Annotated in this window: 13 protein-coding genes and 1 riboswitch; of the genes, 6 read left to right on the forward strand and 7 right to left on the reverse strand. The window is 48.1% G+C overall.

Going from position 1 to position 15,398, the window contains the following annotated elements; translation table 11 throughout:
- Positions 1–19: 19 nt before the first annotated feature.
- Complete coding sequence (locus K0H60_RS00860) at positions 20–583, reverse strand: chorismate--pyruvate lyase family protein (protein WP_011715398.1); 564 nt, start codon at positions 581–583, stop codon at positions 20–22.
- A 101-nt stretch (positions 584–684) separates the two neighbouring features.
- Here K0H60_RS00860 and K0H60_RS00865 point away from each other — a divergent pair, with 101 nt between their 5' ends.
- Both K0H60_RS00865 and rlmF read left to right on the forward strand, forming a co-directional pair.
- A complete protein-coding gene (locus K0H60_RS00865) occupies positions 685–1,095 on the forward strand; it encodes a flagellar basal body-associated protein FliL (protein WP_023266265.1) in 411 nt (136 codons plus the stop codon).
- Between the two features lie 60 nt (positions 1,096–1,155).
- Positions 1,156–2,250, forward strand: coding sequence for a 23S rRNA (adenine(1618)-N(6))-methyltransferase RlmF (gene rlmF / locus K0H60_RS00870; protein WP_220056984.1), 1,095 nt, complete (start codon positions 1,156–1,158; stop codon positions 2,248–2,250).
- 41 nt (positions 2,251–2,291) lie between these two features.
- Here rlmF and K0H60_RS00875 read toward each other — a convergent pair whose 3' ends face one another.
- From K0H60_RS00875 to moeA, 4 genes are read right to left on the reverse strand one after another with little or no spacing between them, the layout of a single operon-like run.
- A complete protein-coding gene (locus K0H60_RS00875; RefSeq protein ID WP_220056985.1) occupies positions 2,292–2,588 on the reverse strand; it encodes a putative hemolysin in 297 nt (98 codons plus the stop codon).
- A 25-nt stretch (positions 2,589–2,613) separates the two neighbouring features.
- Positions 2,614–3,276 (reverse strand): Bax inhibitor-1 family protein, encoded by a 663-nt coding sequence (locus tag K0H60_RS00880; RefSeq protein ID WP_220056986.1) that lies wholly within the window; start codon positions 3,274–3,276, stop codon positions 2,614–2,616.
- 54 nt (positions 3,277–3,330) lie between these two features.
- Positions 3,331–4,092: a molybdopterin-synthase adenylyltransferase MoeB gene (gene moeB, locus K0H60_RS00885; protein WP_220056987.1), complete on the reverse strand. Its 762-nt coding sequence runs from the start codon at positions 4,090–4,092 to the stop codon at positions 3,331–3,333.
- A gap of 11 nt (positions 4,093–4,103) precedes the next feature.
- Entirely contained in the window at positions 4,104–5,357 is a 1,254-nt protein-coding gene (gene moeA, locus K0H60_RS00890; protein ID WP_220056988.1) for a molybdopterin molybdotransferase MoeA, read from the reverse strand.
- A gap of 326 nt (positions 5,358–5,683) precedes the next feature.
- Here moeA and ftnA point away from each other — a divergent pair, with 326 nt between their 5' ends.
- Positions 5,684–6,220, forward strand: coding sequence for a non-heme ferritin (gene ftnA, locus K0H60_RS00895; protein ID WP_011620966.1), 537 nt, complete (start codon positions 5,684–5,686; stop codon positions 6,218–6,220).
- 88 nt (positions 6,221–6,308) lie between these two features.
- Here the strand turns inward: ftnA and K0H60_RS00900 are convergent, their stop codons facing one another.
- Together K0H60_RS00900 and ribB are read right to left on the reverse strand one after the other, a co-directional pair.
- Positions 6,309–9,542, reverse strand: coding sequence for an EAL domain-containing protein (locus tag K0H60_RS00900; RefSeq protein WP_220056989.1), 3,234 nt, complete (start codon positions 9,540–9,542; stop codon positions 6,309–6,311).
- Positions 9,543–9,905: 363 nt separating this feature from the next.
- Positions 9,906–10,559: a 3,4-dihydroxy-2-butanone-4-phosphate synthase gene (ribB, locus tag K0H60_RS00905; protein ID WP_220056990.1), complete on the reverse strand. Its 654-nt coding sequence runs from the start codon at positions 10,557–10,559 to the stop codon at positions 9,906–9,908.
- Positions 10,560–10,770: 211 nt separating this feature from the next.
- Positions 10,771–11,004: riboswitch (FMN riboswitch) on the reverse strand.
- Between the two features lie 240 nt (positions 11,005–11,244).
- On the opposite strand from ribB, the gene K0H60_RS00910 reads away from it, so the two are divergent.
- The 3 genes from K0H60_RS00910 (at position 11,245) to K0H60_RS00920 (ending at position 15,227) form a co-directional block, all read left to right on the forward strand.
- The gene (locus tag K0H60_RS00910; protein WP_220056991.1) at positions 11,245–13,380 is read left to right on the forward strand and encodes a S9 family peptidase; all 2,136 of its coding nucleotides are present in this window, start codon (positions 11,245–11,247) and stop codon (positions 13,378–13,380) included.
- Between the two features lie 10 nt (positions 13,381–13,390).
- Positions 13,391–13,834: a GIY-YIG nuclease family protein gene (locus tag K0H60_RS00915; protein WP_220056992.1), complete on the forward strand. Its 444-nt coding sequence runs from the start codon at positions 13,391–13,393 to the stop codon at positions 13,832–13,834.
- Between the two features lie 331 nt (positions 13,835–14,165).
- Positions 14,166–15,227, forward strand: coding sequence for an AlbA family DNA-binding domain-containing protein (locus tag K0H60_RS00920; RefSeq protein ID WP_220056993.1), 1,062 nt, complete (start codon positions 14,166–14,168; stop codon positions 15,225–15,227).
- The last annotated feature ends 171 nt before the right edge of the window (positions 15,228–15,398 follow it).

Genomic DNA, 15,398 nt, shown 5'->3' on the forward strand with positions numbered 1-15,398 from the left:
TTTAGCGTAGAGGTTCGGACTATAGCCTAGCCATCGCTTGCACTGCGGCCGGGAGGAACATTTCGCTGACAAACATTTCCTCCTCGTCATGGTGGAAATATCGGCGTCTGCCCCAGAGCTCGTGTTCGACGTTTTGCGCTAAACTCTGAGCGAGCTGCGCGAGGCGACTGTCGGTGGTAAAGCGGGCTATTTCGATGCGACCGGGCACAAAACTGTCTTGGCTAAACAATAATTCGCCCAGTGGACGTGTACCTAGGCCTAAAAAATCGGCTTGGCGGGTCGATAATAAAGATTGCGGGATCAAGGTTCTAGCAAAGACCCAAGGCACTGAATCGAGGCAGAGTAACACTTCACGCACCCAAACGGCATTTTGCTTGGGATATTCCCCTTCGAGCGGGGCACATTGGCCTTCACCGAGGATTTTGACTTCGAACTTATCACAACAGCCCTTGAGCTTTTGTGTCAGGCTTCCCGGTGCCAGTAACCATTCTTTAAGGGGAGAAGAGGGAAGATTTTTGGCGTTATCGGCACAAAACCATTGAATAGATTCGCCATAGGGGAAGCTTAAGCTGGTCACATTCATTAAATACTCGTTACAATATAAGCAAACGTCGGCAGTCTACCAGATAGATTGGGAAGTTTCTTCCATTGACCATTATTGTTTTTAGGGAGCTGTAAACCAATATGAAAAAATTATTATCAGCCTGCCTGATCTTATTCAGTGTTGTATTGAGTGCATATGCGGCCGACGAGAAAGAAGCGGCTCCCACGGGAGATTACGCCTACTACGGTTTTGAACCCGAAATTGTGACTAACTATATTTCAAACCGCAAAAAACTGGGGTTTGTGAAGATCAGTGTCGAGCTGATGGTAAAAAGTCCTGATGATCTCGTCATCGTTGAGCGCCATGATCCTCTGCTGCGGGCGGCGATTATTGAGGTGCTGGGTAATCAGGCCGAAGAAAAGATTAAGTCCCTCACTGGCCGTGAAGAAATCCGCCGTGAATGCTTTGATATGGTGAATAATCTGCTGACCAAAGAAGCGGGTAAGCCCTTAGTGGTCAACCTACTGTTTACCTCCTATCTTTACGATTAATTCCGCCAATATGTTTGAGGGCTGATCCTTGGATTAGCCCGCCCTTGTTGATAAGTCATTATGCCTAAACCCGCCATTAAAACTGCCGCTAAACCCGCGATGTCATCCGCAGGTAAACGGGGCAAGCCAAGCACGCCAAAATCGCTAGCTAAACCTCAAACCACCAAATCTAAAACGGCGACTAAGCTCAAGGCGAAGCACGGCGAGCAGAAGCGCTTACATCCGCGTAACTTGCACCTTAATGGTTATGACTTTCCGGCCTTGGTGGCGAGTTTCCCTAAGCTAAAAGCCTTTGTCCGGCCCACGCCCTATGGCGCCTTATCTATCGACTTTGCCGATCCCTTAGCGGTAAAAACCCTGAATGCGGCGCTCTTGAATCATCATTATGGGCTGGCGTTTTGGGATATTCCCAAGGGCGCGCTGTGCCCGCCAATTCCTGGGCGGGTCGACTATCTACATTACTTGGCCGATCTGTTATTTGAGGGCGGCAAAGTTAAGCGCGCTGCGGCGATTCATGCCTTAGATATAGGCACTGGGGCGAATGGCGTTTATGCCATCCTGGGTCATCAAGTGTATGACTGGCAGTTTGTCGCCTCGGATATTAATCCTCAGTCGCTCACCAATGTGCAGCGGATTATCGACAATAACCCGAGTTTGCAGGGGCACTTATCCTTAAGGCGGCAGCAGGATGACAAGGCGGTCTTTAAGGGAATTATTCAAGCCTCAGATCGCTTCGAATTAACTCTGTGCAATCCTCCCTTTCATGGCTCGTTAAAGGAAGCGAGTGAAGGCTCGCTGCGCAAGGTGCGTAATCTGCAACTCAATCGTGGTGAGCAGCCTAAAGCGACCAGCGCGATCTTAAACTTTGGTGGTCAGGCGGCGGAGTTATGGTGCCAAGGGGGAGAAAAGCAATTTTTAACCACTATGATCCGCGAGAGCCACGCGTTTGCCGAGCAGTGTTTGTGGTTTACCAGCTTAGTGTCGAAGCAGGAGAACCTAAAGCCTTGTTATCAGGCTTTGGAAAAGTTGGGTGTGGATACCGTAAAAACCATTGAGATGCAGCAGGGCAATAAGAACACTCGGGTGCTCGCATGGAGTTTCCATTCGCAGGCTAAACGTTTGCAGTGGCGTAATCAGGTCATCAGCGGGGAATAAAAAACAGGCGCCGAGAGCGCCTGTTTTTTACTTATCCTCAATTACTGGGCGTTTTCCTGTGGATGGTCGCGGCGAAATAGCGCCCACTCATCAATTTTTTCACCGCTTGGCAAAGTACAAATGCCATGTTCACCTTCAGCAGTCTTTTGGATTTCTGAGGTGCCACCCAGTGAGACGCAATATTCGGCGGCTGGGTTGGCGATTTGCACCTTAGCACCTGTTTTGGCTTCGGTTGTTACTGCGGCGGGCACCTGAGTTGTAGGTTCAGTCTTCTCGCCGCAGCCGACTAAGCTGCCGCACATAATCAGGCCGATTAACAGTGGTGATGTTAACTTCATGCTGTTTTCCTTGTCGTTGAGTGACTTATTTACGTCCTAAAATCCGCAGGATACGCAGAAATAGGTTGATGATATCCATATACAAAGCGGCGGCACTGTCGACAGCATTATCGACGGTTTTTGGGATTTGATTCGCGCGGCCCCAATCGTAGCCAATATAGCCGCAGAAAATGAGCACAACTATCCAATCCAAAATGCCGTGGTGGGTTTTAAAGATAAATATTTCAATCAGTTCAACGACTATCACTAATAACAATGCGATAGTCAGCACCCCAGCGATTTTCTGGAAGAAGGCCGGAAACATAGTTCCTAAACACATCATGGCGATAGTGACTAAACCCGTGATTCGAATCGCCTCGGTCACCAACTCAGGGTCGTACTGGCTAACGACCATATTAATGATTAAGCCGAATGGCACGACCACAAAGTTGTAGCCAATAAAGCTGACGAGGGGGTTACTCGAACTTTGAAATAAGTAAATCCCAAAGAAGCAGGAGGCGAAGTAACCGATAAAGAAAACCCAAGGGCTAACGCTGGCAATCGCTTCGGGGTCGATATGGCTGACCATCAAATAGTTCACGGCAAAACCCCAGAGTAGGGTTAAGCCAATCACTAAATTATAAAGACCCGCGCCAATGAGAGTGTCATCGGTAGTGCGGCGGTCGAATACGCTGTTTTCAGAATCCATTGATTTTTATATCCTTAATTGTAGAAAGCGTGCTAAGTGGTAAAGGTTAATCTGTCACTCACCACAAATCTTGCAGCGGGGTTGTTTAGGGAGTTTCATTTCGCGAAATTCCATGGTCATGGCATCGATCATCAATATTCGTCCTGCGAGTGTCTTGCCCATACCCGCAATCACTTTAATGGCTTCAACCGCCTGTAAGCAGCCGACCATGCCGACCACGGGGGCGAGAATGCCGGACTCCACACAGCTGAGTTGCTGCTCGCCAAAAAGTGAACTAAAGCAATGATAACAAGGCGTTTGCGCTTGATAGTCGAAGACAGTAACCATGCCTTCCATACGAATCGCGGCGGCCGAGACCAGCGGGATTTTGTGCTTAAAACAGCTTTGATTTAACTGCTCACGCACACTGACATTATCGGTGCAATCGACCACGATACTGTGGCTGGCGACTAAGGCATCGATCTCATGGTCATCTAATACCGCATTGATGGTATTGATTTTAACGTGAGGATTGAGTCGGTTAAGGCTCTGCTTGGCCGACTCGACCTTAGGTTGGCCGATAGTCGCATCCTGGTGCAGCACTTGGCGCTGCAAATTAGAGAGTTCGACCGTATCGAAATCCACTAGAGTCAGCTCGCCAATGCCCGCAACTGTGAGATACTGCCCCGCCGCGCAGCCTAAACCGCCGGCGCCAATCATCAAGACTCTGGCGAGTTTTAAGCGCTCCTGGCCGTCGATATCCATCGCCTTGATGGAGATTTGGCGACTGTAGCGGGTGAGTTCGCCGTCGCTGAGGATCTCTAGTTGTTCATTCATCGAGGCGTACCTTAGCATAGCACTGAATTAAAAGGTTCAACCGTTACTTGCGTGCCCACAGGGGTGTCACCTTGGAATTGTTCCAGCAGTACAAAACAATTTGCCAGACTCATAGAGGTCAACATGCCCGAACCTTGGCTGCCCGTGATGGCCACTTCCAATTCGCCCTGTGCATTGCGGGATAAAATGCCGCGCTGATACTCGACACGGCCGGGCTGTTTACGCACGGGTGTCGTTAGGGTGGCTGACAGCATCAGTGGTGCTTTAGGGGTTAAGCCCTGCATCTTATTCAGAATGGGCCACACCAACTTGTAGAAGGTCACCATGGAAGAGACGGGATTGCCCGGTAAGCCGCAGAATACCGCCTTGCCTATGCGTCCCATCGCAAAGGGTTTGCCCGGTTTAATGGCGAGTTTCCAGAAGGTGATTTTGCCTTCTTCATCAAGAATTTGCTTAGTAAAATCTGCTTCGCCGACCGAGACGCCGCCCGAGGTTAACACCATATCCGCTTGGCTCGCGGCATGTCGAAATGCGTGGCGAATGGCCTCTGGGTCGTCGGCTATCACGCCTAAATCCAGCCATTCCACATTGGCGCGACTGAGTAAGCCTTGGATGGAATAACGATTTGAATCGTAAATTTGTCCCGGCGCTAAGTCGCTGCCCACGGGGCGCAGTTCATCACCAGTGGAAAAAAACGCGACTTTGAGTTGGCGGTAAACCCGCACCTGACTCACGCCAATGGTGGCTAATACGCCCAGTTCTGCGGCTTTAATTTCTATGCCCGCCTTCAAGACTTTAGTGCCTTGCAGCAGCTCTTCACCGCGGCAACGCACATTGGCGCCCTTAGCCTTAGGGTGATTAATTTGGATTTGATTGCCTTGCGCGTGGGTCTCTTCCTGCATTTGCACTGTATCATAACCCGCTGGCACAGGTGCGCCCGTCATAATGCGCACACAGGAGTGAGGGGTTATTTCACCTTCAAAACCATGGCCAGCAAAGGAGCTACCAATCAGGGTTAGTGTGGTTTGATTGGTCTGACTGTTTAAGTCGGCAAAGCGAAAGGCGTAGCCGTCCATCGAGGAGTTATCGAAGGGCGGCAAATCGATGCAAGAGGCCAAATCCTCGGCCAATACGCGGCCAAGCGCATGGGGAAGGGTAACGACTTCTGTGTCTGACACTGGGCTAACCTGCTCAAGCAGAAGGGGAATGGCTTGATCTGGATGCATTAAGCTAGGTTGCGAACAAGGATCGGCTTTCACGGACATCGGGTCTTCCTTATGGGCAAAAGGTTGGGCAAATATGCTGGCTATTATGCCACGCTGTGCTTGCTTGGCTATGATCTGCATAGGGGTTTATGTGATTTGTCAGACAGTTTTGCTTAAGTCTTGCCTAAAGAAAACGCTAGCAAGACGTCATTTTACGATGACTTGGATATGCTGCTAAATACGAGTCTATGAACAAATGAAAATCATTTTTATCAATGAATCATTAACTTAGCTCTATAAACAAAGGTAAATTTTGTTGCTTTTGGCGACGCCCTTCATGACAATGTGTGCCAAGATTTCAGTTCGAATGCCCAAGAGGATTAACTATGCTGTCTGCAACCATGATCGAAAAGTTGAATGAACAAATTAATATGGAGTTCTTCTCCTCTAATTTATACCTGCAAATGAGCGCATGGTGTGAAGATCAAGGCTTTGAAGGCGCAGCAAAATTTATGCGCGAACATGCGGACGAAGAGATGGGCCATATGCGCCGTTTGTTCACCTATGTGAGCGAAACTGGCGGCTTACCTCTACTGGGTGCCATTGAAGCGCCGCAGTCACAGTTTGACTCTCTGCTGGCGTTATTCGAGCTGACCTATGAGCATGAGCAGCTGATCACCAGTAAGATCAACGCCTTGGCCCATGCAGCCTTTTCAAACCAAGATTATTCGACCTTCAACTTCCTGCAATGGTATGTGGCCGAACAGCACGAAGAAGAAAAGCTGTTTAAGTCGATTGTCGATAAGATCCGTTTAGTGGGCGAAGATGGTAAAGCACTGTTCTTTATCGATAAAGATTTAGCTAAGTTGGCATCAAAGGGCGGCGAGAGCATTATGAACCCCCAAAGCCAACCACAGGCCTAAGCGCCATTTCGATATTCAACGCGATAATAAAAAAGCAGCTTAGGCTGCTTTTTTAATGTCTATGATTCGTGGCGACAGGGTAAATCTATCAACTGTTTACGCACTTCTCACGCTGCTCTAAGTGCAACATTTTCGGCAATGTCTGGCTGAGTAATGGCGTAATCTCATCGAATGGCAGCGGTTTAGAGAGTAAATAGCCTTGGGCATAGTGGCAGCCTAGGTCGCGCAGAAACTTCCATTGTGCCTCGGTTTCGATTCCTTCGGCCACCAGTTCCATTTCAAGGCTTTGCCCCATCATCACAATGGCCTTGACCAGATTGGCGTTCGAGCTGTTATCGAGGGCGTTTTCGACAAAACTGCGGTCAATTTTGATAACGGAAATCGGGAATTTCTTCAGATAACTCAAGGATGAATAGCCTGTGCCAAAGTCATCGATATAAATCTGCGAGCCTAAGTGGCGAATCGATTCTAGGGTGCTTAGGCAGTGGCTGGCATCGCCCATCAGCATGCTCTCGGTGATCTCGATATGCACGTTTCTCGGGTTGATATGGTGACGATTAAAACACTCCTGCAACACTTGGTCGAAACCTATGCCGCGGGTGTTGATGCATTGGCGGCTCGAGACATTAATCGCGACATTGAGTTTGAATCCCATATGTTGCCATTGCCTTAAATCGTGCATGGCTTGGTTAAGTACCCATTCGCCCATAGGTTCGATAAGCCCAGTCTCTTCGGCGATACGAATAAAGTGATCGGGTGGGATCAGGCCTAAGTCTGGGTCTTGCCAGCGGATCAGTGCCTCAAGGCTGCACACTTTACCCGTTTTCATATCCACAATTGGTTGATAGTGGAGGGTAAATTCATCCTGAGCCACGGCGCGGCGCAGGCGTTGTTCCAGCTCCATACGGGCAAACATGGCCTGGTTCATGCCAGAGGTAAAGTATTTAAAGTTATTTCGACCAGCATCCTTGGCTTGATACATGGCCATTTCGGTATTGCGGGTCAGCGAACTGACATCGAGCCCGTCTTCTGGGTAGACACCAATACCGAAACTGGCGGAAATCTGGATTTCCCGTTCATTTAAATTAAAGGGTGTCGCTAGGGTTTCGATAATCCGGCTCGCCATATGCTCGATGGCTAACTCATTGGTTAATCTTGGTAAAATAAGCACAAATTCATCACCGCCGATACGGGCGATAAAATCGTTTTTACCCATAATATTTTCTAACCGTTTGGCCACATCCTGCAGTAAGAGGTCGCCCGTCGCATGGCCCTGCACATCATTGATATATTTGAATTGGTCTAAGTCGATTAGCAGAATCGCTAGCTTGCGGGAGTCGTGTTGGGCGAGTTGGATTTCATGCTGTAGCCGCTCGTTAAACAGTTTGCGGTTGGGCAGCCCAGTTAGCGTGTCGAAGTTGGCTTGATACCAGAGATCCTGCTCATATTGTTTACGCTTACTGATATCCATAAATAAACCAATATGTTGGATTATTTCGCCCTGCTCATTGCGCACCACGGTAATCGCAAGATACTCGGGATACACTTGGCCATCTTTGCGTTTATTCCAGATTTCACCTTCCCATTTGCCTTCTTTATGCAGCGCCTCCCACATGGCGGTGTAGTAATGATGCGGGTGGCGATTCGAGCTTAAAATCGAGGGGCTGCGGCCTTTAACTTCTTCGAGGCTATAGCCGGTGATCTGGCTAAAGGCGGGGTTAATCAGCTCGATATGGTTATCGGCATCCGTGACCATAATGCCTTCGGCGGAATAGTTAAACACGGCGGCGGCGCGGCTTAGGGCGTGGTTGGCCTTTTGGCGTTCGCTGATCATTCGATTCATCGCCTGCGCCATGCGCGCCAGCTCGTCGGAGCCGGAAGCATCGATATTGATATTGAGCTGCGGATCGGCGGCCATTCGCTGCATATCATTGGCAATCTTAGTGATTTTCACCATAAAGCTGCGAATGATTTTTCGCCCCAGCCAGAGGGTTATTGCAGCGGTAAAAAATGCGGAGAATAAATATAACCCGAGCAAACTGAGTGACTTAGTTTGTTGTACTTCACTCTGGTGCGCCATGTTTTCGGTGATTTCATCGCTGATGGCGTGCAGCTTATTGATCCTATCGCTGGTGAGTGACCACCAGTGCTTACTGCTGACCGGATGCGGTGGCATTAACAGCTTGTCTATGGCCTCGCTCAGGCCGCTATCATTGACTTGGGCGAGGGCGGTGATTTCTTCGAGTGACAGTTGCTGTTGCTTCAACTGTTGCAGTTTAGACATGCAGAATTGATATTGATCGACACTGTCTTCAATCGTCCTGACCGCCGCTTTGAGCTCTGGAATATTGCGGATTTCATGATTAAGTTCATCGAGATTCAGCTGGATAATTGCCTGCGCCTTAGTAAATTTCTCTAGCGAGGCAGCATCGCCCTTGATGAGGTAATCCTGAAAACTGTCAATCAAGCCACCGTAGCCTAAATGAGCATTAATATTTTGCACTAAGGTACTGACGCGGATTTGTTGCTCTATTTGTTGGCTAATCTTGAGGATGCGCAGATTCTCGGGGGAGGTCTGTACCTTGCGGATTAAGGACTGACGGTCAGAAATCGAGGCGTTGCTGGCATGTTCTATGGCTTGGCCATATTCATACATGATAGTGCTGATCGCGCGGTAGTCGTTAATGTTCAGCGTTTGCGACAGCAGCATTCGATTAATCGCACTGCGCTCTTTTACCGCCAGTTGTTGCACCATCAATAAATTAAGCAAATCCGTGTAGGCGCGAGATTGCGCAATATCGTTGGTTTGTAACTGTAATTGCTGGATAAGTTTGACCAATTCCGTGTTGAACTGGTTATACAAATCGATAAAAGCCTTAGGATGTTGGTCGAGCGCCTCTTGGCGACCCGATGCTAGCCTATGACTTAACAGTGTTAGGGTATTGAGCTGCTCCTGCAACTGCGCGGTGGCGAGTTGATTGCGACCCAAGGTAGACATTAAAGTGCTTAAGGCTGAGCCATTGAGCAGGGTATTTAAGGCGTCTGAGGTTATCTGTTGTTGCTGTAGCAGGCGTGTTTCTTCTTGGGGGGAACCGGGGGCAGAAAGCTGGACACTGAGGCCGTATTCGTTATGCAGTTGGTAGAGTAGTTCGGTGGTTTGGGCGGTCGCTTGGATTGCCAAATGATTTTGATTGGCGGAGCGATATTCCTTCACCAGCACATACATCCGCGACAACACAAAAATACTCATCATCAGCAAAGGTAGCAGTGAAAACAGAATCAACTTCTGCTTCAGGCTGAGATGCTGTAGCGTGGATGGCATGTAAACTTACTCCTACTTTTGCCCGGTTGGAGACATAAAAAATCAAGGCAAAACCTTGATGTGTTAAAAGTGAAAAAAGACCGGGCACTGGGTGTGGATATTTAACATAGAAGCAAGAGGGTCGCGACCCCTAGTTTATGGATATCTAATCTAGCTCACGAAATTCAGAGATTTATTATATATAACTAACATACTATTTTTATTAGTGTATTTGCTCTCCTAGCAAACGAATCTTTTGTTTGTCTGTGATATTGAGCTTAATTTGATACAAATTCTCCCGCTTTTTAGCATGATGTTTGGTCAATAAAAAAGGACGTGGGCAGAGCCGACGTCCTTTAAATGGCATCCCGCTTTGGCGATTAATTAGCCAACGTTGGCTAATAACGACTTACGGTAAACCACGATATCTTCAATCGTCAGCACAGGCATGTTGTGCTCGGCACCAAAGGCGATAATTTCTGGCAGACGTGCCATAGTGCCATCGGGATTGGTGACTTCACATAACACGCCCGCAGGCTTGAGGCCGGCCAGTTGCATTAAATCGATAGTGCCTTCGGTATGGCCACGGCGAGTTAATACGCCGCCGGGTTGGGCGCGCAGTGGATACACATGGCCTGGGCGCGCTAAATCGCTCGGCTTAGCATTGTCGGCGATAGCAGCTTTAATGGTGGTGACACGGTCCGCAGCCGAAACCCCAGTGGTGACACCCACTTTAGCTTCGATACTCACGGTAAAGGCAGTGCCATATTGGCTCGAGTTGTTTTCGACCATAGGTGGCAGCTCAAGGGCTTTGACCTTTTCATCTGGTATACACAAACACACGATACCGCTGCATTCGCGAATAAGCATGGCCATTTGCGCATTGGTGAGTGACTCGGCGGCAAAAATTAAGTCGCCTTCGTTTTCTCTATCTTCGTCGTCGACGACCAACACACCTTGGCCTTGGCGCAGGGCTTCAAGACCCGCTTCAACGCGTTCGATAGCAGTACCAAAAGGAGCAAGTAAAGACTGATTCATGGTTAATATCCTTCAAAAATACGACATGGGAATTTCCAGAATCAGGGCGTGCAGAAATACAGCCGTTACCCCAAAGGGATTGAGCTGTAGCAATAGACCCATTTAAGCTCAATGGCTTACGTCGGCACATTGCAAAATATGAGGCTAACATTCAGATGGCGGTAGGTTTCGCTCATTGGCTGAAACGAAGCGCCTGCATCCTGATGTTGTCTTACATTCTCTTCCATCCGGACTCAGTACCGTTGCTATGTTTGCAAACAGTCCATTACCGTCGGCTCTGGAATAGTAGCGCTCGATAGGCGTTAACCATAACGAGACAAGCTAAGTCACCAGATCTGCTGACCCCGAAATTGCGTTCGGGCGCTCGCGGGCTTTAGTGGAAGTGAAAACGCTCACGACACTATTTACCGCCGGTGGGGAGTTTCACCCCGCCCTGAGAATTGTTGCTAGGCCTTGGCCTAAAAACGCGGTTATGTTGCGCCTATTTAGTTGGAATGGCAATAAAATCGCGCCACAAATTGGGCAATGTTTGCGCAAGCGCACAATGCCTTGAGAACCTAAAGCAAGCGCAATCTTTAGGAAACTCGCAACAAGCGCTAGCTTGGGTATATCATATCTGGCACATCAACTTATTGGCTTGCCGTCGTGCCCCACGATGGTGTTTGAACGTCACAAGGACGTATACATGCGCACTCTGCTGCTTACTTTAGGTCTCGCTATGCTATTACCCGGTTGCTCCACTCCAAAAGGGCAAGTCTCTGCGCCCGTTGCGGAAAAAATCCCCCATGTGATGACCTTGCACGGGGTCACTCGTACCGACGATTACTACTGGATGCGCGACGATAAACGCCAAGATCCTAAGGTGTTGGCGCATCTGAATGCCGAAAACCGTTATACCCAAGCTTACTTTAAGCCGCTTAAGTCATTGCAGGATGGGCTGTTTAACGAACTGACTGGGCGCCTCGTTGCCGATGAGTCGAGCGTGCCTTACCAATGGCACCAGCACAGCTATTACCGCCGCTACCAAGAGGGCGGCGAATATCCGCTGATCGCTCGCAAAGGCAGTGACGGGATTGAGCAAATGATGCTGGACGTGAATGAGCGCGCCAAGGGCCATGAGTTTTATGGTTTAGGTGGCGTCAGCGTCAGCCCAGATGAAACCATGCTGGCCTTCGGTGAAGATGTGCTAAGCCGCCGCGTGTATCACATCTATTTTAAAGATATTGAGTCCGGCGCCATGATCACCGATGTGCTTGAAAACACAGAGGGTCGTATCGTTTGGGGCAATGATAATCGCCATGTGTTTTATATCGCTAAGGATCTGCAAACCCTGCTGGGTTACCGTGTATATCGCCACGAACTCGGCACGCCACAATCGCGCGATGTGTTGGTGTATGAGGAGCAAGATGATGCTTACTACATCTCCCTCGGCAAGAGTTTAGACGAGTCGCAAATTGTGCTGTTCCACGAGAGCACCACCACTAGCGAAGTGTCGGTGCTGGATGCTAACGATCCACTAAGCCTATTCAAACCTGTGCTCGCGCGAGAAGAAGGCCATGAATATAGCGTCTCTAAGCTGGGCGACAGCTATTACATCCTGACCAACTGGCAGGCGACTAACTTCCGTTTGATGAAAGTGGCGATTAAGGATGCCGCCGATAAGTCTAAATGGCAGGAAGTGGTTGCCCATAATCCCAATGCGCGCATCGAAGACGAGCTGGTGCTGAAGGATTACCTGATTATTCAAACCCGCGAGAATGGCCTGACGCGCATTAAAGTGATGCCATTCAATGGTCAAAAGCCCTTTGAGCTAAGTTTTGATGAACCTGCTTATGTGCTTGGTTTAGATGTTAACGCCCAGCAAGATAGCGACAAATTGCGGATTTTCTACTCGAGCCTGACCACGCCCGAGGCGATTTATGAGTACCACTTAAGCAATCCCGATAGACGCGATTTGCTTAAGCAGGAACAAGTGCTCGGCGGCTTCGATGCCAGCCAGTACCGCGCCGAACGCTTATTTGTCACCGCCCGCGATGGCGCTAAGGTGCCAGTGTCTTTGGTGTATCGTAAGGATAAGTTCACGAAAGACGGCACTAACCCTCTGTACCAATATGGTTATGGTTCATACGGTTACACTGTAGAGCCTGACTTTTCGTCGTCGGTTATCAGTCTGCTCGACCGCGGCTTTGTATATGCCATCGCCCATGTGCGCGGCAGCGAAATGTTAGGTCGCCCCTGGTACGATGCGGGCAAGTTACTGAATAAAAAGAATACCTTTAATGACTTTATCGATGTCACCGCCGCCTTAACCGAGCAAGGTTATGGCGATAAAAATAAAGTGGTGGCCTCGGGTGGTAGTGCCGGCGGGCTATTAATGGGCGCGATTGCCAATATGGCGCCTGACAAGTACTTTGCTATTGCGGCACACGTGCCCTTTGTGGATGTGGTCACGACCATGCTCGATGAGTCTATTCCTCTCACCACCAATGAGTACGATGAATGGGGCAATCCAAACGAGAAAACCTATTTCGACTATATGCTCAGCTACTCGCCCTATGACAATGTTGCCGACCATGAGTACCCACACCTATTGGTGACCACAGGTTTGCATGATTCGCAGGTGCAGTATTTCGAGCCTGCGAAATGGGTAGCAAAACTGCGTGAAGTGCAAAATAAATGGTACAAACTGGACGATAAGGTGTTGTTATTCGACGTTAATATGGATGCAGGACACGGTGGCAAGAGTGGCCGTTACCGCCAGTATCAAGACACAGCGCAGGAATATGCCTTCTTCCTAAGCCTGCTCGGCATGACTAAGTAGGCGCTAACGGGTGACCGATTTAGTGATTGAAGCCGCTAATTCAACTCACTCGGCTAGCCCCAAAAAAGGGGCTAGCCAAACTCAAGCCGTTACCAAAGCTCAGTTTTCTAGCAAGCCAGAAGCGCTAGGAGCTGAGCAAGCTGTTACTTCGGAGCAAGGTGCGGCGTCAGAGATAGAACAAGTCTCGATGTGGTATCTGTACCTTATCCGCTGCGCCAATGGCCACTTATACACAGGCATCACCACAGATGTCGCACGCCGCTTTAACGAACATCAATCAAACAGCCCAAAAGCAGCAAAGTACCTGCGCGGCAAAGGGCCATTAACCCTGATGTATCAAGAACAAGTCGGCACCCGCAGCGATGCTCTCAAGCGAGAAATCGCGGTTAAGAAGTTAAGCCGCAATCAAAAGCTGGCAATGATTGAGTTCGGAATGTTAGCGGGGAACGATTAAGCTCAGCCATTCCAGTGACTCGCCATGAACTCATCCCTGAGGGCTCGACGGCGGCATCCATGCCGCCAACGGTCACTTCCATGTCAGTGCTTAATCCCGTTAATCACTGAGCATCCTGCCCGTAAATGCCCCAATTCCACCATTTCGTAACAAAACTTAGCAATGGGATTGCTTGGTAAATTTGTCGCAATACTCAACACAGTGGCACAATTTACAAGGTGTCAGATGTTAAAATGTAATTCTGAATTTTGGTTAGCATGTCGTTTTATATTCTGGTATATATCTGATTATTAGGATGTATTTTGCTTGAGTTTTGTAAAGGGTGTCATTGATGTCATCATATTCTGTTGAGGGAGCAAGACGCTTTCTGTCTGAGCATGAGCGAATTTTTTCAAACCCAAAAATTCAGTATTTTTATTGCGAATGGATACTACTTATTAGAGTTCGCGAAAAACAATTTTTGTTGGCGGATATCCATGAGCTTGTTCATCATTACCCAAATGTTTATAAGGCATTTTTAGCAATTCAAGGCTCAATAAATCTGCCGAATGAAAAGCTTTATCCAGAGTCACTGCAAAATTGGATTAATGCTACATTTAGACTTTGTTTGGATGTTTTGTTTAATGAAAACAAGTCAAATGTTGACGCATTACTTAATTACATCAACAGTGGTGGCCACTATGAAGAATGCGTACCGAGCTATTATAAACTTTGTGTAGAAGCTTATAAAAAAGTGAGCGAAGTATGCAGAAAGTATCCATTAGGCTCTAAAGAAATTAATCAAATAGTTAAATACGCCTCATATCTAACCGCTAGGGGCGGTCAATCAGATTCAGATTATCTTGCGAAAATTCTTAAATTGAACACTGATCGACTCAGTGAACATGCCATAAAAATACTTCATCTTGCCAAAAAGAAGGAAGGGAAGCAGCTTGAGTTCAAATCTTCATTCGAATATGACGTTACATCGAATTCAAAGAACAAAAATCTTAAATATGAATGCACAAAGACTATTGCGGCCTTCTTGAACTCCCAAGGTGGCACTTTACTCGTTGGTGTTAATGATTCAGGTAAAATTCTCGGAATGCAAAAGGACTTATCTTATGTTGATAACAACCATGATGATTTCGTTCTTAAGTTCAAAGATACTGTTTTAGGCAGATTAGGGAAAGGAATTTGTAATTTGGTTGAATGGAGTCTTGTAGACGTAGGCACTGATTTGTTTGTGCTTATGGTTGATGTAAAGCCTTCCCCATTTCCAGTTTGGGACAACAGATGCTTTTTCATAAGAAATAATCCCTCAAGCGACCGCTTACTTAATGCAAGAGAGTATAAGGAGTATGTCAAAACTAGATTTCTTGAGGAGTTTGTCTCCGAATATATTGGTAAGTAGGAGAAAAATCAGGTCAGGCATAACTCGGTTATCAATGGTTGCACCCAATCAAGCATTGTTGCGCCAGTGACCTTCTAAAACATGGATGTTTTAGCAGAGCCTACAGGGACGTATTTACGGCGAGTCACTGGCGTAACAGTGCGAAAGCCTGCGGCAGGCAATTAGGGAATA

Origin of the sequence: Shewanella mangrovisoli (assembly GCF_019457635.1) — a bacterium.
Classification (GTDB): domain Bacteria; phylum Pseudomonadota; class Gammaproteobacteria; order Enterobacterales; family Shewanellaceae; genus Shewanella; species Shewanella mangrovisoli.